Origin of the sequence: Streptomyces pratensis (assembly GCF_016804005.1) — a bacterium.
In the GTDB taxonomy this organism is placed as follows: domain Bacteria; phylum Actinomycetota; class Actinomycetes; order Streptomycetales; family Streptomycetaceae; genus Streptomyces; species Streptomyces pratensis_A.
This window is the reverse complement of record NZ_CP051486.1, coordinates 4,965,830-4,990,640: the sequence shown is the minus strand read 5'-3', so window position 1 is coordinate 4,990,640 and position 24,811 is coordinate 4,965,830. Positions and strand designations below refer to the sequence as shown.

General features: G+C 69.3%; 19 protein-coding genes and 2 pseudogenes. 7 read left to right on the top strand and 14 right to left on the bottom strand.

What is annotated here, in order from left to right; translation table 11 throughout:
* Window positions 1–24 precede the first annotated feature (24 nt).
* From HED23_RS20185 to HED23_RS20165, 5 genes are all read right to left on the bottom strand, one after another.
* A complete protein-coding gene (locus HED23_RS20185; RefSeq protein ID WP_203184800.1) occupies window positions 25–1,386 on the bottom strand; it encodes an NAD(P)/FAD-dependent oxidoreductase in 1,362 nt (453 codons plus the stop codon).
* 1,023 nt (window positions 1,387–2,409) lie between these two features.
* Window positions 2,410–4,191 (bottom strand): ABC transporter ATP-binding protein, encoded by a 1,782-nt coding sequence (locus HED23_RS20180; protein ID WP_203184799.1) that lies wholly within the window; start codon window positions 4,189–4,191, stop codon window positions 2,410–2,412.
* Complete coding sequence (locus HED23_RS20175) at window positions 4,188–6,026, bottom strand: ABC transporter transmembrane domain-containing protein (protein WP_203184798.1); 1,839 nt, start codon at window positions 6,024–6,026, stop codon at window positions 4,188–4,190. The genes HED23_RS20180 and HED23_RS20175 overlap by 4 nt, the downstream gene beginning before the upstream one ends.
* 410 nt (window positions 6,027–6,436) lie before the next feature.
* A complete protein-coding gene (locus HED23_RS20170) occupies window positions 6,437–9,379 on the bottom strand; it encodes an FAD-binding and (Fe-S)-binding domain-containing protein (RefSeq protein ID WP_203184797.1) in 2,943 nt (980 codons plus the stop codon).
* 45 nt (window positions 9,380–9,424) lie between these two features.
* Window positions 9,425–9,871, bottom strand: coding sequence for a MarR family winged helix-turn-helix transcriptional regulator (locus tag HED23_RS20165; RefSeq protein WP_203184796.1), 447 nt, complete (start codon window positions 9,869–9,871; stop codon window positions 9,425–9,427).
* Window positions 9,872–10,021: 150 nt separating this feature from the next.
* Between HED23_RS20165 and HED23_RS20160 the strand changes: the two genes are divergently transcribed.
* Window positions 10,022–11,830 carry an ABC transporter ATP-binding protein gene (locus tag HED23_RS20160; protein ID WP_203184795.1) on the top strand — a complete coding sequence of 603 codons (1,809 nt, stop codon included), beginning with the start codon at window positions 10,022–10,024 and terminating at the stop codon, window positions 11,828–11,830.
* Window positions 11,831–11,984: 154 nt separating this feature from the next.
* Complete coding sequence (locus HED23_RS20155) at window positions 11,985–12,620, top strand: hypothetical protein (protein ID WP_203184794.1); 636 nt, start codon at window positions 11,985–11,987, stop codon at window positions 12,618–12,620.
* Between the two features lie 93 nt (window positions 12,621–12,713).
* On the opposite strand, the gene HED23_RS20150 is transcribed toward HED23_RS20155, so the two are convergent.
* Entirely contained in the window at window positions 12,714–13,775 is a 1,062-nt protein-coding gene (locus HED23_RS20150; RefSeq protein ID WP_203187569.1) for an NAD(P)-binding domain-containing protein, read from the bottom strand.
* Between the two features lie 89 nt (window positions 13,776–13,864).
* Here HED23_RS20150 and HED23_RS20145 point away from each other — a divergent pair, with 89 nt between their 5' ends.
* Both HED23_RS20145 and HED23_RS20140 read left to right on the top strand, forming a co-directional pair.
* Window positions 13,865–14,284, top strand: a complete 420-nt coding sequence (locus HED23_RS20145) for a secondary thiamine-phosphate synthase enzyme YjbQ (protein ID WP_203184793.1) — start codon at window positions 13,865–13,867, stop codon at window positions 14,282–14,284.
* Window positions 14,285–14,416: 132 nt separating this feature from the next.
* The gene (locus HED23_RS20140) at window positions 14,417–15,202 is read left to right on the top strand and encodes a recombinase family protein (protein WP_420803043.1); all 786 of its coding nucleotides are present in this window, start codon (window positions 14,417–14,419) and stop codon (window positions 15,200–15,202) included.
* Here HED23_RS20140 and HED23_RS36125 read toward each other — a convergent pair.
* Both HED23_RS36125 and HED23_RS20130 read right to left on the bottom strand, forming a co-directional pair.
* Window positions 15,181–15,321, bottom strand: a pseudogene (locus tag HED23_RS36125) (IS3 family transposase); the annotation flags it as partial. The gene HED23_RS20140 and the pseudogene HED23_RS36125 overlap by 22 nt on opposite strands.
* A 65-nt stretch (window positions 15,322–15,386) precedes the next feature.
* The gene (locus tag HED23_RS20130) at window positions 15,387–15,707 is read right to left on the bottom strand and encodes a transposase (protein ID WP_203184792.1); all 321 of its coding nucleotides are present in this window, start codon (window positions 15,705–15,707) and stop codon (window positions 15,387–15,389) included.
* Here HED23_RS20130 and HED23_RS20125 point away from each other — a divergent pair.
* Window positions 15,697–16,026, top strand: a complete 330-nt coding sequence (locus HED23_RS20125; protein WP_203184791.1) for a hypothetical protein — start codon at window positions 15,697–15,699, stop codon at window positions 16,024–16,026. The genes HED23_RS20130 and HED23_RS20125 overlap by 11 nt on opposite strands.
* A gap of 149 nt (window positions 16,027–16,175) precedes the next feature.
* Here HED23_RS20125 and HED23_RS20120 read toward each other — a convergent pair whose 3' ends face one another.
* The 5 genes from HED23_RS20120 to HED23_RS20100 form a co-directional block, all read right to left on the bottom strand.
* Window positions 16,176–16,997 (bottom strand): SDR family oxidoreductase, encoded by an 822-nt coding sequence (locus tag HED23_RS20120; RefSeq protein WP_203184790.1) that lies wholly within the window; start codon window positions 16,995–16,997, stop codon window positions 16,176–16,178.
* The gene (locus HED23_RS20115) at window positions 16,994–18,136 is read right to left on the bottom strand and encodes an NAD(P)/FAD-dependent oxidoreductase (RefSeq protein WP_203184789.1); all 1,143 of its coding nucleotides are present in this window, start codon (window positions 18,134–18,136) and stop codon (window positions 16,994–16,996) included. The genes HED23_RS20120 and HED23_RS20115 overlap by 4 nt, the downstream gene beginning before the upstream one ends.
* Window positions 18,133–18,330, bottom strand: coding sequence for a ferredoxin (locus HED23_RS20110; RefSeq protein ID WP_203187568.1), 198 nt, complete (start codon window positions 18,328–18,330; stop codon window positions 18,133–18,135). The genes HED23_RS20115 and HED23_RS20110 overlap by 4 nt, the downstream gene beginning before the upstream one ends.
* A 20-nt stretch (window positions 18,331–18,350) precedes the next feature.
* Entirely contained in the window at window positions 18,351–19,580 is a 1,230-nt protein-coding gene (locus HED23_RS20105) for a cytochrome P450 (protein WP_203184788.1), read from the bottom strand.
* Between the two features lie 123 nt (window positions 19,581–19,703).
* The gene (locus tag HED23_RS20100; RefSeq protein ID WP_203184787.1) at window positions 19,704–20,408 is read right to left on the bottom strand and encodes a response regulator transcription factor; all 705 of its coding nucleotides are present in this window, start codon (window positions 20,406–20,408) and stop codon (window positions 19,704–19,706) included.
* A 457-nt stretch (window positions 20,409–20,865) separates the two neighbouring features.
* Here HED23_RS20100 and HED23_RS20095 point away from each other — a divergent pair.
* Both HED23_RS20095 and HED23_RS20090 read left to right on the top strand, forming a co-directional pair.
* Window positions 20,866–21,536: pseudogene (locus tag HED23_RS20095) on the top strand (LuxR C-terminal-related transcriptional regulator).
* A 78-nt stretch (window positions 21,537–21,614) separates the two neighbouring features.
* Window positions 21,615–22,346 carry an NADPH-dependent F420 reductase gene (locus HED23_RS20090; protein ID WP_203187567.1) on the top strand — a complete coding sequence of 244 codons (732 nt, stop codon included), beginning with the start codon at window positions 21,615–21,617 and terminating at the stop codon, window positions 22,344–22,346.
* A 464-nt stretch (window positions 22,347–22,810) separates the two neighbouring features.
* On the opposite strand, the gene HED23_RS20085 is transcribed toward HED23_RS20090, so the two are convergent.
* Complete coding sequence (locus tag HED23_RS20085) at window positions 22,811–24,802, bottom strand: hypothetical protein (RefSeq protein WP_203184786.1); 1,992 nt, start codon at window positions 24,800–24,802, stop codon at window positions 22,811–22,813.
* Between the last annotated feature and the right edge of the window lie 9 nt (window positions 24,803–24,811).

The window sequence follows — 24,811 nt, the reverse complement described above, 5'->3', positions numbered from 1 at the left end:
AGAGAGGGGGCCGGTGCGGGCCGTTCAGCCGCGTGCGTCCGCGCCGGCGGTGTGCGCGCGGATCTCCTCCGGTGTGAGATAGGCGTCGGTGTACTCGAAGTCACGCAGGGTGGCCTGCTTACGGGCCTGGAAACCCGTTCGCACGAAATCGTCCCCGGCGATCGCGTTGAGCAGCCAGTTGGTCATGACCCTGGTCTTGGCGACATTGGTCCGCAGAGCCGCCCAGTGGTAGCCGCGCGCCGCGGCCTGGGCCGGCATGCCCCTCAGCTCGATGCCCAGGGGCTTGGACACCGCGTCCCGGCCACCGAGGTCCACTACCAGACCGAGGTCCTTGTGCACGTAAGGCTGCAGCGGACGGCCTCGCAGCGACGCGATGATGTTGTCCGCCAGCTTGCGGCCCTGACGCATGGCGTGCTGAGCGGTGGGCGGGCAGATCGCTCCGTCGCCCTTGGCCAGGTCCGGCACCGCCGCCGCGTCGCCGAGCGCGAACACACCGTCCGCGCCGGGCAGCTTCATCTCCGGTGACACGGCGAGCCGGCCGCGTACCGTCTCGGCGTCGAGGGTGGCGACGAGCGGACTCGCCGCGACTCCGGCCGTCCAGATCAGCGTGCGGCAGGGCAGGACCCGGCCGTCCGTGAACGTCACCTTGTCCGGCCCCGCCTCGGCCACGGACACACCGAGCGAGACCTCGATGCCGCGCCTGCGGAGGATCTCGAGGGCGCTGAGACCGAGCTTGTCACCGAGCTCCGGCATGAGCTTGGGTGCGATGTCGATCAGGTGCCACTTGATCAGCCTGGGATCCAGCCTGGGGTAGTGCTTGACGGCGTTGCTGGTGAGCAGCTGCAGACACGCGGCCGTCTCCGTACCGGCGTACCCGCCGCCCACCACCACGAACTGCAGCCGGGACGCCCTTTCCTCCTCGTCGTGACTGGCATCGGCCAGATCGAGCTGGGAGATGACGTGGTCCCGGATGTACGCGGCCTCGGCGAGGGTTTTCATGCCCCGGGCGTTGTCGGCCAGTCCCGGGATGTCGAAGGTACGGGTGACGCTGCCGGCGGCCATCACGATGTAGTCGTACGGCTCGTTCACGATCTCGTCCGTGATCTTGCGGACCACGCAGACCTTCGCCTTCGTATCCACTCCGATGGCCCCGCCCGGCACGATGCGGGTGCGGTGCCGCCGGCTCCGGCGCAGGGAGATCGCGACCGACTGCGGGGTCAGCACCCCGGAGGCGACCTGGGGGAGCAACGGCAGGTAGAGCTGGTACGAGAACGGGGTGACGAGCGCGATGTCCGCCTCGCCCGGGGCGAGGCTGCGCTCCAGCCGGCGCACGCACTCGACCCCGGCAAAGCCGGCGCCGACAACGAGAATCCTGGGTCGTGCCACGGTGTGCGTCCCTTCTCGGGTTTACGCGGTCATCGCTCGCCTGCCCCGTATCGAGGGCCGATCACTCCTCATCCTTACCGGAGGGCGCTCACTCCGCCTCTTGTGCGGCGCGTGCCGCCACCGGACCGCCACCGTCCTGGGCAGGTGAAGTGTCAGCTGATTCGTGGCCGATTTCCCGGGTGAACGCGGCCGTACTGTCGCCCGGTCCTACGAGGAGGCGCGCGGCCCTTGGAGTCCGGGCATAGCTGCCGGTACGCATCGGCGCCCACGTCGTCGAGCGCGAACCGGGCTCGGGCGAATCGGGACCGTCGATCCGGCGCGGTCGCGTGGCGGCCGCGCCGTGGCCGTGTTGGTGGCGCGTCCCGAACCCGCCGGAGTTGCGCGCTGCCGTTGAGCGGTTCAGCGCCGATGCCGATGCCGATGCCGATGCCGATGCCGCACGCAAGGCCGGCGGTTCCCACACTGCCCCGGTCGTGGACGCCGGCTCTGATGCGGAAGCACCCTGGCCGGCCACGGCGTACATTCCCAGGCCCACATCGTGGGAGCTGCTCATGGGCCGAGGAACGTCCCGCTTCCGCGCCCGGATTCTGAGCCGGAAGGCACAGGGCAGGCCGAAGCGGGCGGTGACGGGACCGTATTCGTGCCCGCGGACAGCGGAAACAGCATCGTTACGGACAACAACGACCTCGCCGTGGAGGACACACCCGGCAGGACGTAGAGCTCCGCTGGGTCGAGACCGGCGCCTTCGAGTACGGGGAACGGCTCGGCAGCCGGCTCGAACTCACCACTCGCTGCCTCGACGGCACGGCGGTCCGATGCCTGCTCGATGCCCGCCTTCCCGCCTCGACAGTCGGATCGGACAGCGCTGAGCCGCGTACTCGGTCGTCACCTGCCGAAACAGAGCGCGGAGGCCCGTCCGCCGCACGCGTCTTCCGCAGCGGACGGGCCGGGAGGGACGCCGTGTGCGGTCGGTCGTGCGGCGGCGGGGGACGCGTGGTGGCGCAGTCCGCCTTCCTGCTCTGCTCAGCCGTGCCAGGAGCGCCACAGCGCCGCGTACGCGCCGTCCGCGGCCACCAGCTCGTCGTGACTGCCCAGTTCGCTGATCCTGCCCTCCTCCACCACCGCGATCACGTCCGCGTCGTGCGCCGTGTGCAGCCGGTGCGCGATCGCGACGACCGTACGGCCGTCCAGCACCCGTGCCAGTGAACGCTCCAGATGACGGGCGGCCCGCGGGTCGAGCAGTGATGTCGCCTCGTCCAGCACCAGCGTGTGCGGGTCCGCCAGGACCAGGCGCGCCAGGGCGATCTGCTGCGCCTGCGCCGGGGTGAGGGCCAGCCCGCCCGAGCCGACCTCCGTGTCCAGCCCCTCATCGAGGGCCTTCGCCCAGCCGTCCGCGTCCACCGCGGCGAGCGAAGCCCACAGCTCCGCGTCCTCGGCATCCGTGCGGGCGAGCAGGAGGTTGTCCCGGAGCGAACCCACGAACACGTGGTGCTCCTGGTTCACGAGAGCCACGTGTGTCCGCACCTGCTCCGCCGTCATCCGGGACAGCTCGGCGCCGCCCAGCGAGACCGAACCCGCCCGGGGAGCGTAGATCCCCGCCAGCAGCCTGCCCAGCGTGGACTTGCCCGCCCCGGACGGCCCGACCAGCGCGAGCCGCGTTCCGGGTGCGACGTCCAGCGACACCTTGTGCAGGACGTCGACGCCCGCGCGGTAGCCGAACCGCACCTCCTCGGCGCTCACCTCCCGGCCGTCGGGGCCGACGAGGTCGTCACCCGCGTCGGGCTCGATCTCCCGTACGCCGACGAGCCTGGCCAGCGAGACCTGGGCGACCTGCAACTCGTCGTACCAGCGCAGGATCAGGCCGATCGGGTCCACCATCATCTGCGCCAGGAGCGCGCCCGTCGTCAGCTGACCGACGGTGATCCAGCCCTCCATCACGAACCAGCCGCCGAGCAGCAGGACCGCGCCGAGAATCGTCACGTAGGTGGTGTTGATGACAGGGAAGAGAACCGAGCGCAGGAACAGGGTGTACCGCTCCCAGGCCGTCCACTCCTTGACCCGCCGGTCCGACAGCGCGACCCTCCGGGCCCCCAGCCGGTGGGACTCCACGGTCCGGCCGGCGTCCACGGTCTCCGCGAGTACGGCCGCGACGGCTGCGTATCCCGCCGCCTCGGAGCGGTAGGCGGAGGGGGCACGCCGGAAGTACCAGCGGCAGCCGACGATCAGGACCGGCAGTGCGATGAGTACGGCCAGCGCCAGGGGCGGGGCGGTGACGGTCAGGGCGCCGAGCAACAGCCCGGCCCAGACCACCCCGATCGCCAGCTGCGGCACCGCCTCACGCATCGCGTTGGCCAGCCGGTCGATGTCCGTCGTGATCCTGGACAGCAGATCACCGGTACCGGCCCGCTCCAGGACGCCGGGCGGCAGCCCGACCGACCGGACGAGGAAGTCCTCCCGCAGGTCGGCGAGCATCTCCTCACCGAGCATGGCCCCGCGCAGCCGCATGGTGCGGGTGAACACGGTCTGCACGACCAGCGCGAGCGCGAACACAGCGGCGGTGCGTTCCAGATGGAGGTCGGTGACCCCGTTCGAGAGGTCCTCGACCAGTCCGCCCAGCAGATACGGGCCGGTGATCGACGCGATCACCGCGACCGCGTTGACCGCGACGAGTACCGCGAAGGGTCTGCGGTGACGCCGCAGCAGAGCTTTCACGTAGGCCCGAACGGTCGTCGGCGTACCGACCGGGAGGGTCGTCGCCGACTCCGGTGCGGCCGGGTCGTGCTCCGGTGGTGCCAGGCCGATCATGCTCTCTCCTCGATTTCCTCGACGGCCAGAGCCGGTCGGAGGCCGTCGGCCGCGGTCAGCCCGTCCTGTGCCGCCGGTGCCACGGCCTCGTCCTCGGTCTCACGGGTCACGACCGCCCGGTACAGAGGTTCGTGACGCAACAGTTCGCGGTGTGTGCCCGCAGCCACGACAGTGCCGCCGCGAAGGAGCACGACACGGTCGGCGAGGTCGAGCAGCAGCGGCGACGAGGCGAAGGCCACGGTCGTACGGCCCCGGCGCAGCTGCTCGATACCGGCGGCGACCCTGGCCTCCGTGTGCGAGTCCACGGCGGACGTCGGCTCGTCGAGCACGAGCGCCTCCGGATCGGTGACCAGCGAACGGGCCAGTGCCAGCCGCTGGCGCTGGCCGCCGGACAGCGACCTGCCGCGCTCGGTGATCCGGGTGTTCATCGGCTCACCGTCCGCGTCGACGGACGCCTGGGACAGCGCGTCCAGCACGTCACCGCACCGGGCGGCGGCGAGCGCGTCCTCGGCCGTCACGTTGCCCGATGACGGGACGTCCATCAGCTCCCGCAGCGTCCCCGAGAGCAGCACGGGGTCCTTGTCCTGCACCAGCACCGCGGACCGTGCCGTCTCGAGCGGCAGCTCGTCCAGCGGCACACCGCCGAGCAGCACCGAAGGGACGGGTCCGGACGCGTCGTCCGGCTCCGCGTGGCCGCCGAGCCGTTCGGCCAGCCGCCCCGCTTCATCGGGATCGCCGCAGACCACGGCGGTGAACAGGCCTTGCGGCGCCATCAGTCCGGTGACCGGGTCGTAGAGATCACCCCGGGGCACCGTCGCATCCGCCGACGGCGCATGCGAACTGCGACGTAGCGACAGCACCCGGACGGCTCGCTGGGCCGACGGCCGGGAGAAGGAGTACGCCATGGCGATCTCCTCCACATTGCGCAGGGGGAAGAGCATCAGGGTCGCCGCGCTGTACACGGTGACCAGCTGGCCGACGTCGATCCGGCCGTCCCGGGCGAGGGTGGCGCCGTACCAGACCAGCGAGATCAGCAGCACTCCCGGCAGGAACACCTGGATCGCGGAGATCAGCGCCCACATCCGCGCACTGCGCACGGCGGCCTTGCGGACCTCCTGGGACGCACGCCGGTAGCGTTCGAGGAACAGCTCCTCGCCGCCGATGCCGCGGAGCACCCGCAGCCCGGCGACCGTGTCGGAGGCCAGTTCCGTGGCCCGGCCCGCCTTCTCACGCTGCAGATCCGCCCGGCGGGTGGCCCGGGGGAGCAGCGGCAGCACGGCGAGCGCAAGCACCGGGGTGGCGATCGCGACCAGCACACCGAGTGAGGGCAGGTAGAGGACCAGCCCGACGCAGATCAGTACGAGTGCGGTCAAGGCGGCCAAGAAGCGCGACAGCGCCTCGACGAACCATCCAATTTTTTCGACGTCGCCCGTGGACACCGCGACCACTTCACCGGCCGCAACCCGCCGGGTCAGCGCCGAGCCCAGCTCGGCCGTCCTGCGCGCCAGCAGCTGCTGAACCCGGGCCGCAGCGGTGATCCAGTTGGTGACCGCCGTCCGGTGGAGCATGGTGTCGCCCACGGCGATGAGGACGCCGAGGGCGACGAGGAGGACGCCGGCCACTACGAGGTCCCGGCCGGAATCGTCGATGACGGCCTGCACCGCCAGTCCGACGGCGAGCGGGAGGCCCGCGATCGCACAGTGGTGCAGAAGCCCCCAGGAAAGGGACTTGAGCTGTCCGGTGAGCTGACTTCGCCCGAGCCAGAACAGGAAGCGGGGTCCTGACCGTACGTCGGGATCGCCGGGATCCGAGTACGGAAGATCGCGAATCTGCATGACGTCCCAAGGATCGGAAGCGGAGATCCGTGGCGGACCTCGTGGAACAGTGGGGGGACCAAACCGTGCAAGGTTCGCTTCCCGGCCCTGTCCGGGGCAACCGATTATTTTCCACCGGCCCTCGGACCACGGACGTCCTCGCGGTCGGTGGACTGCGCGTGCTCTCGCGGTCGGACGGCGGTGCTGGACCTCGGTCCAAGGCCGTCCTTGCGGTCGGACGGCGGTGCGGGGCCTAGGTCGGAGGTCGTTCTTGCGGTGGGAGGACGGCGCGGGGCCTAGGTCGGAGGTCGTTCTTGCGGTGGGAGGACGGCGCGGGGCCTAGGTCGGAGGTCGTTCTTGCGGTGGGAGGACGGCGCGGGGCAGGGTCCGAGGTCGTTCTCACGGTCGGATGCCTGCGCGTGTTCTCGCTGTCAGAGCACGGGCCGGGTCGCCCTCTCGAGCTCGATGAGCGCCGAGCGGTAGTGGTGGCCGGTAGCCCGGTCCATCCCGATCTCGCACATCCGGTTCGCCGACAGGTAGGCGTCATACACCCGGGTATTGACCTCCGCCGCCTCCTTGGCCGTCGCCGAGTCGGTGAGTTCCTTGTGCAGCATGCCGCGGTCGCCGGCGAACCCGCAGCAGCCCGCGTCGTCGGGCATGACGACCTCCTCGGCGCACGCCTCGGCCAGCGCACGCAGGTGTGGCACGTCGCCCAGATGCTCCATCGAGCAGGTGGGATGCAGGACGGCGGAAGCTGTCCTGCGGAACACGGTCAGCGAGGGGAGCAGCTCATCGGCAGCCCAGACGAGCGAGTCGACGATGCTCAGCTCCTGATGCAGCGCCCTGTTCTCCTCGGTGAGATACGGCACCACCTCGTGAGCCAGGCCCAGCGTGCACGACGACGCGTCCACCACCAGAGGCAGCGCGCCACCGGCGGTCCAGCCCCAGGCGGCCTGCACGATGCGGTTGGCCATCACCGCGTTGGCCACGTCGTACCCTTTCGAGTGCCAGATCGTCGCGCAGCAGGTACCCGCGACGTCCTCGGGAATCCATACGGGCCTGCCGGCTCGCGCGGACAGGGAGACGACGGACTCGGCGAGCGACAGCGCGCCCTCGTCCTCCGGGCCGGCGAAGATGCGGTTCACGCAGGCCGGGTAGTAGACAGCGCTCGCACCCACCCGGGAGGTGGGCGGCAGCGCGCGGGGAGCGGCGCCGGGGATCTCGGGCAGCCACTCCGGCATCAGATCCGGGCGGACGGCCCTGCGGGCCAGGCGGGTCACGGCCTGGAGCAGCCGGTCGCCGGCGCGGCGGGTGACGGCGTCGGCCACGCCGACAGCGATCCGTGCCGAGGCCTCGACGACCTTGAAGTGCTGCGCGGTCAGAGCCGCGACCCGCTCCTCACGCGGGGAGTGCCGATGATGGCGGAAGTCCTTCATCATGGCTCCGGTGTCGATGCCGACCGGACACGCGAGCTTGCACGTGGAGTCGCCGGCGCAGGTGTCCACCGCGTCGTAGCCGTAGTCGTCCAGAAGCCCCGTCTCCACGGGGGAGCCGCCCTGCTGCCGCATCATCTCCCTGCGCAGCACGATCCTTTGACGTGGCGTTGTGGTGAGGTCCTCACTGGGGCAGGTCGGCTCGCAGAACCCGCATTCGATGCACGGGTCGGCGACCGGCTCGATCTTGGGAATGGTCTTGAGCCCGCGCAGATGTGCCCTCGGATCCCGGTCGAGGACGATCCGGGGTGCCAGCACCCCGTCAGGGTCGATGGCCTGTTTCGTGCGCCACATGATCTCGGTCGCGGGGGTGCCCCATTCCCGCTCCAGGAAAGGTGCGATGTTGCGGCCGGTGGCGTGCTCCGCTTTCAGCGATCCGTCGAAGCGGTCGACGACGAGCGTGCAGAACTCCTCCATGAACGCCGCGTACCGGGCGACGTCGGCCGGCTTCGCGGCGTCGAAGGCGAGCAGGAAGTGCAGATTCCCGTGTGCCGCGTGGCCTGCGACAGCGGCGTCGAACCCATGGACGGCCTGGAGGGCGAGCAAGGCCTCGCAGGCCTCCGAGAGCCTGGACGGCGGGACTGCGAAATCCTCGGTGATCAGCGTCGTACCCGAGGGGCGGGAGCCGCCGACGGCGGTCACGAACGCCTTGCGTGCCTTCCAGTACCCGGAGACCGTGGCGGCGTCCCTGGTGAACTGATTGGTGACGGAGACGGCAGGAGCCACCAGATCGAGCCCCGCGACGACCCTTGCCGCGGCCTGCTCGCAGGCGGCCAGCGCGCTCTCGTCCGGTGCGCGGAACTCCACCAGGAGCGCCGTCGTCCCCTGCGGGAGCCCCGCCCAGTCGGAGGGGACACCGTCGACACGGACCGAGGCGCGCAAGGTGTTGCCGTCCATCAGCTCCACGGCCACCGCTCCCGCGTCGTTGAACCGGGGCACCGACGCCGCTGCCGCCGTGAGCGAGGGAAAGAACAGCAGCGCGGAGGAGACGTGGCGGTCCAGGGGAAGCGTGTCGAAGACGACCTCGGAGATGAAGCCGAAGGTGCCCTCGGAGCCGACCATCAGGCCGCGCAGGATCTCCACGGGGGTCGATCCGTCGAGGAACGCGTCGAGGCGGTAGCCGTTGGTGTTCTTGATCTCGTACTTGGCGCGAATTCTGGCGGTGAGCCGATCGTCGGCCTCGATCTCCGCCTTGAGTGCCAGCAGTTCGTCGCACAGACGGGGCTCCGCGTGCCGCAGCAGTTCGTCGGCGCACGCCTCGCCCGTGTCGACCACCGTGCCGCTGGGCAGGACGAAGGTCAGCGAGGAGACCGTGCGGTACGAATTCCTGTGGATCCCCGCGGTCATCCCCGAGGCGTTGTTCGCCACGACACCGCCGACGGTGCAGGCGATGGCACTGGCTGGGTCGGGGCCGAGGATCCGGCCGTGCCGGGCGAGAGCGGCATTGGCCCGCATGACGGTGGTCCCGGGCCGGATCCGGGCGCGGGCGCCGTCGTCCAGGACCTCGATCCCCGTCCAGTGCCGTCGTACGTCGACGAGGATGTCCTCGCCCTGCGCCTGGCCGTTGAGGCTGGTCCCGGCTGCCCGGAAGACCACTCCGCGGCCGTTGCCGTGAGCGTAGGAGAGGATCGCCGATACGTCGTCGAGGTCCGCGGGGACCAGCACGACCTGCGGAAGGAAGCGGTAGGGGCTGGCATCGGAGGCGTACCGAACGAGGTCGGAGATCTTCCACAGCACCTTCTCGGGACCGAGCAGAGCGGTCAGGCCGGCCCTCAGCTCCGCCGGTGTCCCGGACGCCTTCCATCCGGGCACCCGATCGGGGGACGGCGCCCGTGCGGCAAGAGGACGCAGGGCATCCGGCTTCGGCTCCAGCAGCGGCATGTCAGGATCCCCTCGACGGTGTGGTGCGGTGGCCGCACCCTTGCCTCAGCAGCGGCGCCGCTCCGGCATCCCGTCGACCAGAGCGGTGAGCAGCCCGCCGAGCACCTCACGCTGTTCGGCGGTCAATGGAGCCAGGATCTCCTCCGCGGCGGCCTTCCGCGCGTCGCGCATCGAACGGAGCACCGCCCGGCCCTCCTCGGTGATCTCGATACGTATCACCCGGCGGTTGGTGGGATCCGGTGCGCGCCGCACCCGGCCGCTCGCCTCCAGGCCGTCGACCAGAGTGGTCACCGCTCGGGGGACGACGTCCAGGCGCTCGGCGAGATCGGCCATCCGGGGAGGGCCCTCGTAGTGCGCGGTCGTGCGCAGGAGGCGGAACTGGGCCGGAGTGATGCCGATCGGCTCCAGCTGCCGGCTCTGGATGCGCTGGAGGCGGCGCGTGAGCCGCAGCAGCTGCTCGGCGAGCATGCCGTCGGAGTCGGGGGAGTCCATGAGGGAACAATATCAGGACCTCGTTCATTGTGAATAGAGGTAACAATGAGCTAGGCTCCCGAAAGCTGGCTCGTCTGTCGGCTGCCGGGAGCTCCGCCCCAGCCGAAGAAACCCGAGCAACCCTCCCGCCGCACGCTCTCGAAGGAGCCCATGAAACCCGACGAACCCACCTGGACACCTCCGGGCGATGAAGCCGGGCAGCCGCCCGCCCAGCTGCGCCGCATCTTCCGGCTCTTCCATCCCTACCGCGGCAGACTCGCGGTGGTCGGACTGCTGGTCGGCGCCTCCTCCCTGGTATCGGTCGCCTCCCCGTTCCTGCTCCGGGAGATCCTGGACACCGCGATCCCTCAGGGCCGCACGGGCTTGCTCACGTTGCTCGCGCTCGGCATGATCCTCACCGCCGTGATGAACAGTGTCTTCGGCGTTCTCCAGACCCTGATCTCCACGACGGTCGGGCAGCGTGTCATGCACGACCTGCGCACCGCCGTCTACACCCAGCTCCAGCGGATGCCGCTCGCCTTCTTCACCCGGACCCGCACGGGCGAGGTCCAGTCGCGCATCGCCAACGACATCGGCGGAATGCAGGCCACGGTCACCTCGACCGCGACCTCCCTGGTCTCCAACCTCACGGCCGTGATCGCCACGGTGGTCGCCATGCTCGCGCTGGACTGGCGCCTCACCGTCGTCTCGCTGCTCCTGCTCCCCGTCTTCGTCTGGATCAGCCGTCGCGTCGGCCGGGAGCGCAAGAAGATCACCACCCAGCGCCAGAAACAGATGGCCGCCATGGCAGCCACGGTCACCGAATCGCTCTCGGTCAGCGGCATCCTGCTCGGCCGGACGATGGGCCGCTCGGACTCCCTCACCAAGGCCTTCTCGGAGGAGTCGGAGCGCCTGGTCGACCTCGAAGTGCGCTCCAACATGGCGGGGCGCTGGAGGATGTCGACCATCGGGATCGTGATGGCGGCCATGCCCGCCGTCATCTACTGGGCAGCAGGCCTGACTCTCCAGTCGGGTGCCACAGCAGTCTCCATCGGCACCCTGGTCGCCTTCGTCTCGCTCCAGCAGGGCCTGTTCCGCCCGGCCGTGAGCCTGCTCTCCACCGGTGTGCAGATGCAGACATCCCTCGCCCTGTTCGCGCGCATCTTCGAGTACCTCGATCTCGAGGTGGACATCACCGAGCCGGAGAGGCCCGTCCGACTGGAGAAGATCCGCGGCGAGATCGCCTTCGAGGACGTCAGCTTCAGTTACGACGTGAACAGCGGACGGCCGACCCTGAGCGGCATCGACGTGACGGTGCCCGCCGGGAACAGCCTTGCCGTCGTCGGCCCCACGGGGTCGGGCAAGTCCACGCTGAGCTATCTGGTGCCGCGGCTGTACGACGTCACGGCGGGCCGAGTCACGATCGACGGCGTCGATGTGCGTGACCTGGACTTCGACACCCTCGCCCGGGCCATCGGGGTGGTCTCCCAGGAGACCTACCTCTTCCACGCCTCGGTCGCCGACAACCTTCGCTTCGCCAAACCGGACGCCACCGCCGAGGAGATCGAGGCAGCTGCCCGCACCGCGCAGATCCACGACCACATCGCCGGGCTGCCCGACGGTTACGACACCCTTGTCGGCGAACGCGGGTACCGCTTCTCCGGCGGGGAGAAGCAGAGGCTGGCGATAGCCCGCACGATTCTCCGGGATCCGCCAGTACTGATCCTCGACGAGGCGACAAGCGCCCTCGACACCCGTACGGAACACGCGGTGCAGCAAGCCATCGACGCACTTTCGAAGGGCCGTACCACTCTCACCATCGCGCACCGGCTCTCCACAGTGCGGGATGCGGACCAGATCGTCGTCCTGGACGAAGGCCGTGCGGCCGAGCGCGGCACGCACGATGAGCTGCTCGCGCGTGACGGGCGCTATGCCGCTCTGATCCGCCGCGACAGCCACCCGACCCCGGCCGTTACGTGATCCACGGCTCGGCTGCGGAGCGTGAGGCACCGGCCCGGCTGCGGAGCCTCTGCCGGCGACCGCGCTGCGGAGCGTGTGGCACGGGCCCGGGTGTGGGGCGTGCGGCACCGGCCCTACTGTGGGGCTGCCCGGGGGTGCGGCATGATCGCCACGCATGAGAGCACTGCATGGGGTGGAACTCCCCGGATACCGGCCCCTGGACAATGATGGCGACGCCCCCAGCGACGCCTGGACGAACGACGACGGCGATGTGCTGTCGGTGCACTACTTCGCCCTTCCGCCGGACCTTCCGGCAGGCCTGGACGACGGCCCCGCGCTGCGGACCGCGCTCACCCACTGGACGGCTCAGGCGGGCGGCGGCCTCATCGAAGCGTCGGTGAAACGACTGGGTGAACTGCCCGCGCTGAGGCAGATACTCAAGCTGCCGCTGCCCCAGCAGTCCAGCGGACAGGTGTTCATCGGAAGCTTCACGGTGCCCCGCCAAGGGTGCAGCACGGTGGTGAAGATCCAGGCGCCGGAGCGGGGGATGACAGGGATGAGGGAAGCCGTCGTCATGGGGGAAGTCGGGCCCGAGGTTTACTTCCGTCCGCATCCCTACGCCCCCGACGTGCAGGGCGGCCTTCCCTTCCACGCGGCGGACCATGCCCGGTGGGACGCCAAGTTCCCCGACCACCCGCTCACCCGGGTACGCCGTACGCTCGACGCGCTGTCCGAGGCGGTCACCGTCGATCCGGACTTCGCCGACCTGCCCCCGTTCACCGGACCGGCCGTCAGGGATCCCCGGGCTTGAGGGAGTGGACGCACAGCGGCGGCGCCGCTCCCCCGTGGGGCGCGTAGCGGCGCCGCTGTGGAGACCTTCGGACGAGCCCATCGCTCGGCCCGCTCAGGCCGGCACCCCCTCCAGGAGCCGCGTGACCGAACGTACCGCGGCCCGGCCGGCCCGATTGGCACCGATCGTGCTGGCGGACGGACCGTAACCGACGAGGTGGACCCGCGCGTCCCGCACCGCCCGGGTGTCCTCGACACGGATACCACCGCCCGGCTCGCGGAGTCCCAGCGGTGCCAGATGATCGACGGCAGCCCGGAATCCGGTCGCCCACAGGATCACATCGGCGTCCACCGCGCGGCCGTCGGACCAGACCACCCCGTCCGGTGTGATCCGGTCGAACATGGGGAGCCGGTCGAGGATTCCCCGCTCGCGTGCGCGCCGGACCGCGTCGTTGAGCGGGAGCCCGGTCACGCTCACCACGCTCTGCGGCGGGAGCCCGCGACGTACGCGTTCCTCCACCATGGCCACTGCTGCCCGCCCCTGCTCCTCGCCGAACGGGCCTTCCCGGAACACGGGGGGACGCCGCGTCACCCAGTGCGTCTCCGTGGCCACCTCGGCGATTTCCATCAAGTGCTGGGTGCCCGACGCGCCACCGCCGACCACGACCACCCGCAGGCCGGCGAACTCCGCCGGCCCCGGATAGTCCGCCGTGTGCAGCTGGCGCCCACGAAAGGTCTCCTGACCCGGATAGCGAGGCCAGAACGGCCGGTCCCAGGTGCCGGTCGCGTTGATCAGCGAACGCGCGGCGTACGTGCCCTTCGAGGTCTCGACGAGCAGTCGGCCACGCTCACCGTCGCGCACCGCGTTCACGTCGACCGGGCGGTGCACCCGCAGGCCGAACCGGCGCTCGTACGCGTCGAAGTAGGCGGCGATCACCTCGGACGAGGGCAGGCTGTCATCGGCGTCCGTCAGTTCCATGCCAGGCAGGGAGTGCATGCCGTGCACCTTGCCGTAGGTGAGCGACGGCCAGCGGAACTGCCAGGCGCCGCCCGGTCGGGGCGCGTGATCCAGTACGACGAAGTCCCGGTCGGGCTCGAAGCCGACGCGTACCAGGTGATGGGCGGCGGACAGCCCCGCCTGCCCGGCGCCGATGACCACCACGTCCAGCTCTCGGATCCCGAAGTTGTTCACGTTTCTACCAACCGTGCGCGACTCCTGGATCTTCCCGCGAGCGCGATGCTTCCCATCGGCGACAGAATGGGCCCATGCCCTCCTTCACCACGCATCTGCTGAGCGTCACCACGGGACGGACCGAGACGGTCGCGGACCTGACGGCGGACTGCGAACAGTTCCTCACCCGGGTCGCTCACGGCGGGGACGGCCTGCTCAACGTCTTCGTGCCCCACGCCACCGCCGGGATCGCGATCCTCGAAACCGGAGCCGGCAGCGACGACGACCTCCTCACCGCCCTGCAGACCCTGCTCCCCGCCGACGACCGCTGGCGCCACCGCCACGGAAGCCCGGGCCACGGCCGCGACCACGTACTCCCGGCACTCGTACCGCCGCACGCCACTCTGCCGGTGATCGGGGGGAGGCTGGAGCTGGGTACGTGGCAGTCCGTCTGCTTGGTGGATACCAACATCTCTAATCACAACCGTCAGGTTCGTCTGAGCTTCCTGGGCTGACCAAGATCGCTCCCAGGGGTCGGGCCGCCGATTCTCCGTACCGCGCGTGCGTGAACGGAGAGAATCTTGCACGGTACGGCCCCACATGCGATCGAACGTCCCTGCGATGGATGCGGCAATTGCCTGCTCGGCGTGCGGCGCCTGTCGCGCGTGAAGCTGGCGACGTCGTCCCCTGAGCGTCAGCGGGAGAACGTCCTCACAGCCGCAGCGTCCGTTGGCGCGCACATCATCGGCTGGGCCGACGACTGGGAGGTCTCGGGCGCCACCGACCCCGTCTCCCGCCCGAAGCTGGGCCCCTGGCTCCGCGACGAGAAGGGCCCCTACGACGGTCTCGTCGCGGCCGCCGTGGACCGGCTGGGCCGCAACGTCGTCGACTGCCTGAACACCGGACACAAGATGCGGGACGAGAAGAAGATGCTCGTCACGTACGGACACGACGGTCCATGGGAACTGGACGACCCGGCCGACGAGAACCGCTTCACCATGGAAGCCTGGGGCGCGCAGATGGAACTCCGCGCGATCCAGCGCCGGAACCGCGACGCCACGATCAAGATCAGGGCAGCCGGCCGGCCAAAGGGCAAGCCGTCGTACGGCTTCCAGTACGTGCGAAAGGTCATGGGCGGCAAGGTCGACCACGTGGAACTGCACCCGCATGCCTCCGAGGTGCTCCGAGATGTCGCCCGGCGCATCCTGGCCGACCCCGAGAACGTCACCAGCAGCAGTGAAGCGGCCCGCCTCAATCGTGCGGGCGAGGCATCGCCTGCGGACCACTTGGCCACGATGTACGGAAAGCCGTCCGGAGGGCGGCCGTGGGCCCCGCAGAGTCTGAGGAACATTCTCATATCCGAAGCCACGCTCGGCAGGCCGCACCCGGCACCCTCGCGCATGAGCACGGCATGCACGCGCGGGGCCCCATAGGTTCCGCGTGATTTCGCATGCACCTCGGTGATCTGCTCGGTCAGCTCGGCATCCCGCACCGCACGAGGGCCGGGCTGACCGGAGCGACGGGCATAGAAGGCGGTCCGGGAGACCTTCATCAGCTCACACGCCCGTTTGACGCTGTGACCTGCCTGCTTCTCCGCCTCGATGAACGGGTGCACCGTCACCGGGTCTCCTTCGCGAAGAAAGCTGTGGCCCGCTTGAGGACGTCGACATCTTCACGCAGCCGGCGGTTCTCCCGCCGCAACGCGGCCAGTTCCTCGCGCTCATTGCTGGTCAGCCCGTTGCGTTCGCCCGCGTCGACCTCGGCCTGCTTCACCCAGTCCCGCACCGCGGTCTCGGTCAGTTCGAAGTCTTTGGCAACCTGGCCGACCGAGCGGTCACCTCGTCGGCAGAGCCCGACGATCTCGGCCTTGAAGTCCGGCGTGAACGAACGACGAGGGCGGCGAGGTTTCTTGTTCCCCGTGCTCTCCATGATGGACATCCTCCCGGTAATGAACCCCAGATCTCGAATGTCCGTCAAAGCGGATCAAGCCCAGGCAATCGCCCGGCCCGCCGTCGAATGCAAGTGCGGGGCCGACAAGTGCACCCGGAGGCAGGTCCGCGGCCCGCATTCGTCCCGCGGCAAGGGTTTGCGCGGCTGGCGCCGGCTTCACAACCGCGGTTACGCCAAGATCCGCGTCTTCGGCGAACGTGCGGTGGCCACCCCCAAATGCTGGTGGCCCCTGCAGATGCTTCGCTGCAGTACCGCCCGGATCACCGCCATCGTCCGTGCCGTTGTCGCCCTTGAACTCGCCTCCTGATCGAGATGGAAGAGGCTCGACGCCCGTTGCAGGCCGACCTGCTCAAGGTGAGGCGGTGGTGCCGCAGCGCTCTGCGGACCACCCGTCCTCAGGTACTCGGCAGGTCCGTTCTCCCCAACCTTGCAGGCGAGCCGTCGCCCCGTCTGCCGCTATTGCGGGCGGTGCCAGCGAATCCAGGCGGCTTGGCCGCCGTCGATGAGGATGTCCGTGCCCGTGATGTAGAGCGAGCCGGGGCCGGTCAGGAAGGCCGCTGCCTCGGCGATCTCGCCGGGAGTTCCGGTGCGGCCGGCGCCGCAGGCGTCGAGCATGGCCATCATGTGGTCGCCCGAGGCGGACTGCGCTTCGGACTTGGCCATGGGGGTGGAGATGACGCCGGGGCTGATGGTGTTGATGCGGGCGCCGAGGCGGTTCCAGGCCAGGGCTGCGGCCTGTACGCGGACCTGGTTGGCGCGCTTGGCGATGATGTAGGCCGCTATCGGGTCTTCTCCCGCCGAGGTGACCACGTCGAGGGACATCAGTTCGTCGGCGGGCGCTGTCGCCAGTTGCCTCTCGTCTGTGCGGCTGAGTGTCGCGTAGTGGCCGGCCATGCTGGCGACACAGACCAGTGAAGTGCCGCGGGTCGCGACGGCCGTGAAGGCGTCGATGACATGTGCGGTGCCGGCCAGGTCGACCTGCATGATCTTCTGGACCGTGGAGGTGGCGGCGGAGACACCGGCGGTGTGCACCACCGCGGTCACGCGACCCTCCTCGCTCGCCGCTTCGGCGAGTGCGACCACGGCCCGACCATCAGACACGTCGGTGAGCTGTCCTTGGGCGGCGTAGCCCTCGGCTCGAAGCGCAGAGACGGCGCGGTCGAGTGCTTCGGGGGAGGCGTCGGCCAGGACCACGCTCCGGCCGCTGCCGATGCGTCGGGCGACTGCCAGGCCCATGCCCCCTGCGCCCGTGACCACGACGACGTCGGTTTCGCTCATCGTTCCTCCGTGAGAAGAGCCTGCCGCCATGGGCGGATGGCTTTGGGGGGCATGCCGACCGCGAGTGCGCCGACGAGGCGGCCTTCCTTGCGGTAGGTGGCCAGGAACCGTCGTTGTCCGAGGTCGCCTTCGGCGATCTCGACGGTGTCGTGGCCGCGCAGGTAGCCGTAGGCGTGGATCTTCATGTCGTACTGGTCGGACCAGAAGTACGGCACAGGGGCGAACGGCTTGCGTGCGTCCGGGTACAGCAGGTTGCGTGCCGCTGCCATGCCCTGTTCGGCGGCGTTGGTGCGGTGCTCGATCCGCATGGACACCCCGAAGAGCGGGTTGTGCCAGCGGGCGACGTCGCCGGCGCCGTAGACACCGGGGGCGGCCGCGCTGTACTGGTCGCAGACCAGCCCGTCGGCGAGGTCGAGGCCACTGCCGTCCAGCCAGGCGGTGTTGGGCAGCGAGCCGATCGCCACCAGTACCTCGTCGGCCTCGATCCGGGTGTCGTCGGCGAGCGTCACGCCGTCGTCGGACACCGCTGCGACCGCTACGCCGGTGCGCAGATCGACGCCGTGCTCGCGGTGGGCCCGCGACAGCACCCGTCCCACCTGTTCTCCCACGGCGTGGGCCAGGGGCACCGGCGCCGGTTCGAGGAGGACCACCTCGCAGCCGAGTCCCTGGGCGACGGCAGCGGCCTCGGCGCCGAGGAATCCGGCGCCGACCACGACGAGCCGCTTCCCGGGGCCGAGCCGTTCACGCAGGTCCAGGGCGTCGTGCAGGGTTCGGAGCACGTGGCCGCCCTGGCCGGGGAGTCGGCGAGGGCGGACCCCGGTGGCCACGATCAGCCCGTCGTAGTCGATCTGGTCGCCGTCGGTCAGGTGCACGAGGCGGGCGTCGGTGTCCAGGCCGGTGGCAGCGGTACCGAGCCGCAGGTCCAGCTTCAGACCGTCGAGCTGCTCCTCGGTCCGCAGCGAGACCCGCTCCGTCTCCCATTCGCCGGCGAGGATCTGTTTGGACAGCGGGGGGCGGTCGTACGGTGCGGTCGGCTCCTCGCCGATCAGTGTGACCGTGCCCGTGTGACCTTCGCGGCGCAGGGTCTCGGCCGCGGCAAGGCCCGCGGCCGAGGCGCCCACGACGACGATGCGGTTCACTGTTCGACCAGGCGGAGAGCCGCTGCCGGGCAGACGGCCGCCGCTTCGCGGACCTCGTCGTGGTGCTCAGGGCCCGGATTGGCATCGAGGACGATCGCGACGCCGTCGTCGTCGCGCTGGTCGAAGATGTCGGGGGCAACCATGGCGCACTGCCCCGCGGCGACGCACTTGGGTTCGTCGAACTCGATGTACATGCTCATCGTTGCTGCTTTCTTCACCAGGTGACCGGGAGGGACTTGAGGCCGTAGGCGACGCCTTCCATGGCGAACGGCACCTCCTCGAACGGGACGGCGAGCGCCAGGGTCGGGATGCGGCGGTAGAGGGTGGCGTAGACGACCTGCAGTTCCACCCGGGCGAGGGACTGGCCCAGGCACTGGTGGGCGCCGTATCCGAACGCGTGGTGCTGGCGGGCGGGACGGCTCAGGTCCAGCTTCTCCGGCTCGGGGAACTCCTCGGCGTCGTAGTTGGCCCCGGCCAGTTCGAAGATGACGCCGTCGCCGGCCCTGATGACCTTGTCCCGTACCGGGATGTCCTCATTGGCTATGCGCCGGATCCCGGAGTGCACGATCGTCAGGTAGCGCAGTAGTTCCTCGACGGCGTTGGCGACGAACTTGGGGTCGTCGCTGCGCTCGCGCAGCAGCTGGAGCTGGTCGGGGTTCTGCAGCAGGGCGAGGGTGCCCAGCGAGATCATGCTGGCGCTGGTCTCGTGGCCGGCGATGAGGATCGCGCTGGACATCGTGATGGCTTCCTCGGCGGACATCTCTCCCGCCTTGACCCGTCCCGCCATCTCCGACATCACGTCGTCGCCGGGGTCGGCCATCTTCCTGGCGAACAGCTCACCGAGGTAGTTGCCCAGTGCCCCACCGGCTTCCTGAGCCTGCTCGGGCGTGGACTCGTGGCTGATCAGCACGTGGCTGGTGGTCTGGAAGAACTCGTGATCCTCGTAGGGTGCGCCGAGGATCTCGGTGATGACGAGAGTGGGGACCGGCAGGCCGATCGCCTGGACCAGATCGACCGGGTTCGGCCCGGCGAGCATGTCGTCGATGAGCCCGTCGAGGACTTCCTGGATGCGCGGCCGCAGCGCCTCGACCCGCTTGACCATGAACGGGGCGTTGACGGTCCGGCGCAACCGGGTGTGCTCGGGCGGGTCGGTGTTGGTGATCAGCGCCGGGTGATGCGGGGCGCCCGCCGCACGGCTGCGCGTCATGTGCGGATAGCCAGGGCGCTTCTCGTCGATGCTCAGCCGCGGATCGTTCAGCAGGGCGCGCTGGTCGGCGTGCCGGGTGATGAACCAGGGAGTGCTGCCGTCCCAGATCCGTACCTTGCCCACCGGCTCCTCACGGGTCATCTCCCGCACCGTGGCCGTAGGCGCGAACGGACACTGGGGATCCCGCCGCATCGGATACTCAGGTATACGGTCGGCGGGCTTCAGGGTCTCGGACATGGGCCTCCTCAGTTCGTCGCCACCACAGGAACCGGATGACGGGAAACATCGCCAAGCGCATGCAAACAGAGCCAGCTGACAGACTCCGGACAACAACCAGTCAATAGGCGGACGTGATGCGGGTCACACCCTGGGAGCGGTTTCGTCTCCCAGCCAGTAACCGAATCCACGCCGAGTGTGAATGAGCGTGGGCTGCGTCCGATCGACCTTCTGTCGTAGCCGGGACATGAGCCGCTCCACGGTGTTGGTGGCACGTGACTCACCCCACACCTGCCAGGCCAGCTGCTCCTTGGACAGCACTCGCCCCGCGTTGAGCAGCAGATGACGCAGCAGCCGGTACTCGGCCGCCGTCACCTCCAGCCGCCGCTCCCCGCGCCACACTTGGTAGACGACCTCGTCGAGCATCAGGTCCTCGTGGCGCAACACGGGTTCCCTCGCGGCGCTGCTCGCCCGCAGCAGCACCTGGACGCGCGCGAGGAGTTCAGCGGCGCGGCACGGCTTGGTGACGTAGTCGGCCACCTCTGTCCCGATCTCGGGTACCAACTGCTCCAGCGAATCGCACGAGGCGACACAGAGGATGGGCGGCCGTTCGACCAGAGTGGGACGGTGGCGGGACAGATCCCGCAGGTCGGGGATGTCCATGTCCACGATGATCAGATCGAAGCGCTGCCGCCCCAGCCATTCGACGGCCGCAGCCCCGGTTTCGACCGCTTCGACGACGTAGCCCGACGACCCTAACCCCGCGGTCAGAGAACGACGAAGACCGGGATCAGGGGCCGCCGCGAGCAGACGGCGGCCGCAAGCGATCGGCTCATCGTTGCGGTTCACATGCACGTGACCCTCTCAGTTCAGTTGCTGGGCACTGGCGTGTGCCGAGGACCTTACAGTTGCCGATTCTCCTGCGTAATACGCGTTGACGAGTGAAGACCATCACCTTCCGCTACGCAACACACCGTTGTCCGGGTCAAATCATCGGCTTCGACGTACAGCGTTGTTCGGCCAGGTGCGTCCGACTGAGGACGTAGACCCGCAGCCAGATCCGGTGCGATCTGACGAGCCGGAGAAGCCAGCAGGAGCACGACGCCTGGGGGTCCGATATCGGAGATCCTGGTCCGGACATGCAGGCCGTATGCACCTTCCTGGCTCCCTTTGCAGCAGCGTCCTCGCCCCTTGACCTTGCCCTTCGGGAGGGCGGGGCCCCAGGCAGGGGCGAGTTGAACGGCCCCAACGTGCTCTGCTCGCAGGGCGAGCACCGTCCGTACCCGTAACCGGATGAGAGCCGCACATGACCACCCGCCTTCTTCTCACCGGCGACGAGGCACTCCCACGAGCAGCCCTGCGCATCCACATAGACTCGGGCGCCGGCATACACGTCGTCGCAGAAGCGGCGGGCGGCAGCCAAATCCTCCAGATGGCTCGAGCGCACCGGACCGACGTCGTGCTCATGTACTGCCAGGAGCCCGACCTCCACGCGCTGTCCGCCATCCGGTCCGACCGGACCTGCCGACCACCAGAATTCTCCTCCTGCTCACCACGCGCCCAACCGAAGAACGGGTGGCACAGGCCGTGCGAGCTGGTGTCAGCGGGATACTCGGCCAGGACGTCAGTGCTGACTCGCTCCTTACAGGTATCCGGGCAGTCGCAACCGGCGATTCCCTCCTGTCCCCAGCGGCTACCAGGGCGCTCATCAAGCGGTTCCTCCGTTCCCGCCAGGAGGAGACAGTGTCACCGGTACCGGAACCCCTCAGGGTCCTCACTGCTCGTGAGAGGCAGGTCATGACACTCATAGCAGCGGGGAAGAACAACGCGGAGATCGCCTCCGGCCTCGCCGTGAGCCCGTTGACCGTACGTACCCACGTCAACCGCGTTCGGACGAAACTCGGCGCACAGAGTCGCACCCAGCTCGTCGTTCTTGCCTACCAGCACGGGCTGGTCGGGCCCGCCCGGGAGAGGTGAAGACACCGGCTCGGTCGGACGGCTTCGCGCCCTGACGAGTATTTCCGTGTCCCGCAGCGCGCGTTTGGGGGAGCCCTTATAGGCGCCGGCAACATCGGCAGCGCACTGGCCCGCCTCGCTGTCGCCGCCGGCTTGGATGTCGTGCTCAGCAACTCCCGCGGCCCCGAGAGCCTGGCTCCCTTCGCCGCCGAACTCGGCAAGGGGGCACGCGCGGTGACGTCCGAAGAAGCTGCGCAGGTCGGCGACCTGGTGGTGGTGACCGTCCCGCTGCGCGCCTACGCGCAGATTCCTGCCGTAGCCCTGGCGGGCAAGGTCGTCATCGACACCATGAATTACTACCCCGAGCGCGACGACCGGATCTCCGAGCTGGACTCGGGTGAGCTGACCTCCAGCGCTCTGGTACAGCGGCACCTGACCAACTCCCAGGTAATCAAGGCGTTCAACAACATCGACTTCCTCCGCCTCTTCACCAGCGCCCGCCCGACCGGCGCTCCGGATCGCAGCGCCCTGCCTGTCGCGGGTGATGACCCGGTCGCCAAAGCGCAGGCGGTGGAGCTGCTGGACGCACTCGGTTACGACGTAGTGGACATTGGCGCGCTGGCCGACAGTTGGCGCAGCGAGCCGGGCACCCCGGTCTACGTCGAGCCGTACACGGCAACACGGCCCGAAGGGCTGGATGAGAAAGAGATGGGGCGCTGGTTCTTCGAAACCCCGGGAGTGCCGGTGTCCGCCGACGAGGTGAAAAGGCTGACGGGTACCGCCGTCCGCCGCCCCGCGGGCGACGCCTGCGCAACCCTTGCCAGGGACTGAACCCGGATGTCCGGCAATCCCGTTGGCCCGAGCGAGGCGTGGTGGTGTGCGCTGGCACCCCTGGTGGGAGGTACACCCTCCTCGTGGAGGTGCAACAGACCCCGCCGGCTACTGCGAGGCGCCCCACTCGGCCAAGAAATAGGGAGACGACAACACGATGTCCTCCTACCCGTAAGAGCGTTCGGAGATTGAGGTCCCCAGTCAGATGGGGCAGCATCTGACGGCGCGAGCGCGGGGCGCCGCAGGCGTTGCGGCTCACCCGCCCGAAAAGGGGTGCGCGATGCGGGTGCGTGCGTCGCCTGATCTGCAGCGAGGGCAGGCGCCTCCGCCGCCTGCCAGCGCATTGCCGGGGGTCTGCGAACCGCCGTTTCACGCTGCCCCGGACGAGGGTCGCTTGCGGCGTCTTGCCCGAGCCACGGAGGGTTCGGAAGCTCGGGGGAGACGTCAGGTCGGCACGGCGGGAACTACCGCACGACGATCCGGGCCCGAGCCAGGTTGTCGACGCGGGCAAAGGGGGTTTCCGGATCTGCGTCGCGCTGCGTCGATACCCGGACGGTGACGAAGTGGGTGCCCGGGGCGGAGTAGGTGTTGCGCCGTTCGAGAGTCAGCCGGGATGAGGGGTCGGTGACCTCGTCGATCTCGTACGTGCCGTCTCCGTCCACGTCCCACTGGATCCGTACGATCCGGCCGGCGCCCGGCGGCGCCTCAGCAGTCACCTTCAGGACCACGCTGGTGCCCGCAGAGATGTCCACCCGTCGGCTGCCGTCGACGCTGACATGAACCACCGGCTGTACCCCGCCGCGATCGACCGCGGAGTCGGGCACGACGACCTGACCGTCAACGATCTCGTACTGACTGTTGGCGGGAGGTGGTACGTCCTTCTCGACCCAGTCGGCGAGGCTGCGGAGCGCCTCGTGCAGCACGCCCAGGTAGCTGACGGTATGCGACGGGCGCTCTTGAAGTTCGGAGTCGGCATGCAGTGCGTTGTCGACGTACCAGAGCCGGAAATTTTCGTCGGTGGCGTCGCCGAGATGTTCGGTGACCTTGGTGCGGTACCAGTCGGCCTGCCAGGGGAATGCCTCCCTGTCGAGCAGGCAGGACACGACGATCATCTTGCCGCTGATCCGCCCGGTGGGCAGACTTCCGGCGGCTCCGATGGCGAACATCGGGGCGAGTTGGAAGGGCCGTTGGGGCGGGATGGGCGTGCCGTCGGTGTCGCGGAACTGATTCCATACCGGATACTCGGGTCCGGGCACCTGGTGGCGGTGGTAGGTCTGAGCTGCGAGGAAGTTGCTGTTGTCCACGTGGACCGTGTCACCGGCCTGGAGGGGGGACAGCGCCTTGTCGAGGCTGGGCATGTCGACGACGGCGAGGTCGCCCCAGAAGCCCTTCAGCCGTAGATTGGCGCCCTTGGCTTCTCCGGTGATGACGGACAGTTCGGCGCCCAGTATCTCCGGGCCGGCCGCCGTCGTCAGGCGCAGTGCGACCACCGTGTCAGGGTCGCCCACCGCCCCCTTGAAAGCCTCGTCAACGCCGCCCTGGTTGGTCTCCCCATGTTCGGCGAAGGGGCCGAGGTCTGGGTCGTCACGCCGGACGAGGACTTCGCTGACCGTGCTGTCGATACGGACCCGGTCCTGGTGAATCGCCGAGTCAGGGTCGGCGCCGAGATAGCCGGGAGTGGTCCAGAACTCCTCGAAGTATCCCGGGTCCACCGCGACGACGTGCGGGTACAAGGTTCCGAAGGCGTGCGTTCCCATGGTCCGATGCCCGAACCACGAGCGGAGTGGGAAGCCCATCCGTGTCACTTCGGTGAGCGCGGCGCTCTCCTCGGAAGTCAGGGATGCGTGGGGGTCTCCGCTGCCCCCGGGTTCCGCCGCGTCCACGATCTGGTCGAATGCGCGGCGCAGTACCCGCTGAGCATGCATCCGTACGGCGAAGACGTTGGGGGCGGCCATCGGGCTGCCGGGGACGTAGGGGACGAAGCCGTCCCACACCCCTTCGGTGTTCTCCGCGGAGCCCATGGTCCGGAAGGCTCCGCCACTGCCTCCGTAGGCATAACCGTAGACCCGGTGTTCGCCGTACACCTCATGGGCGACGGCCCGCGAGTACTCCGCCGCGGCGGCGTTCGCCCGGTAGCCGGCGATGGTCGGGTCCGTGTCGGTGCCGGGCGTCCCGGAGAGGCCCCCGCCGTTCGTCTCGAGGAAGTAGCCGCCGGCGCTGAACGCGAATCCGATCTTGTCCTCTTGACCGGTGGCGGACTGCGCCAGGTGCTCGCTCTCGGGGACGGGGGTGATGTGCTGGAAGAACCGGTTCCGGTAGGTGCCAGCCGGGGGAAAGTAGAGGGAGAACCGGGTGTCGGTTCCCTTGAAGCCGCCGTGTACGTAGCGGTGGGGCTGCGGTGCGTCGCGCCACTCATCAACGTCCACATAGGGATCGTCGAAGGTCTGTGAGGCCATGGTCTTCTG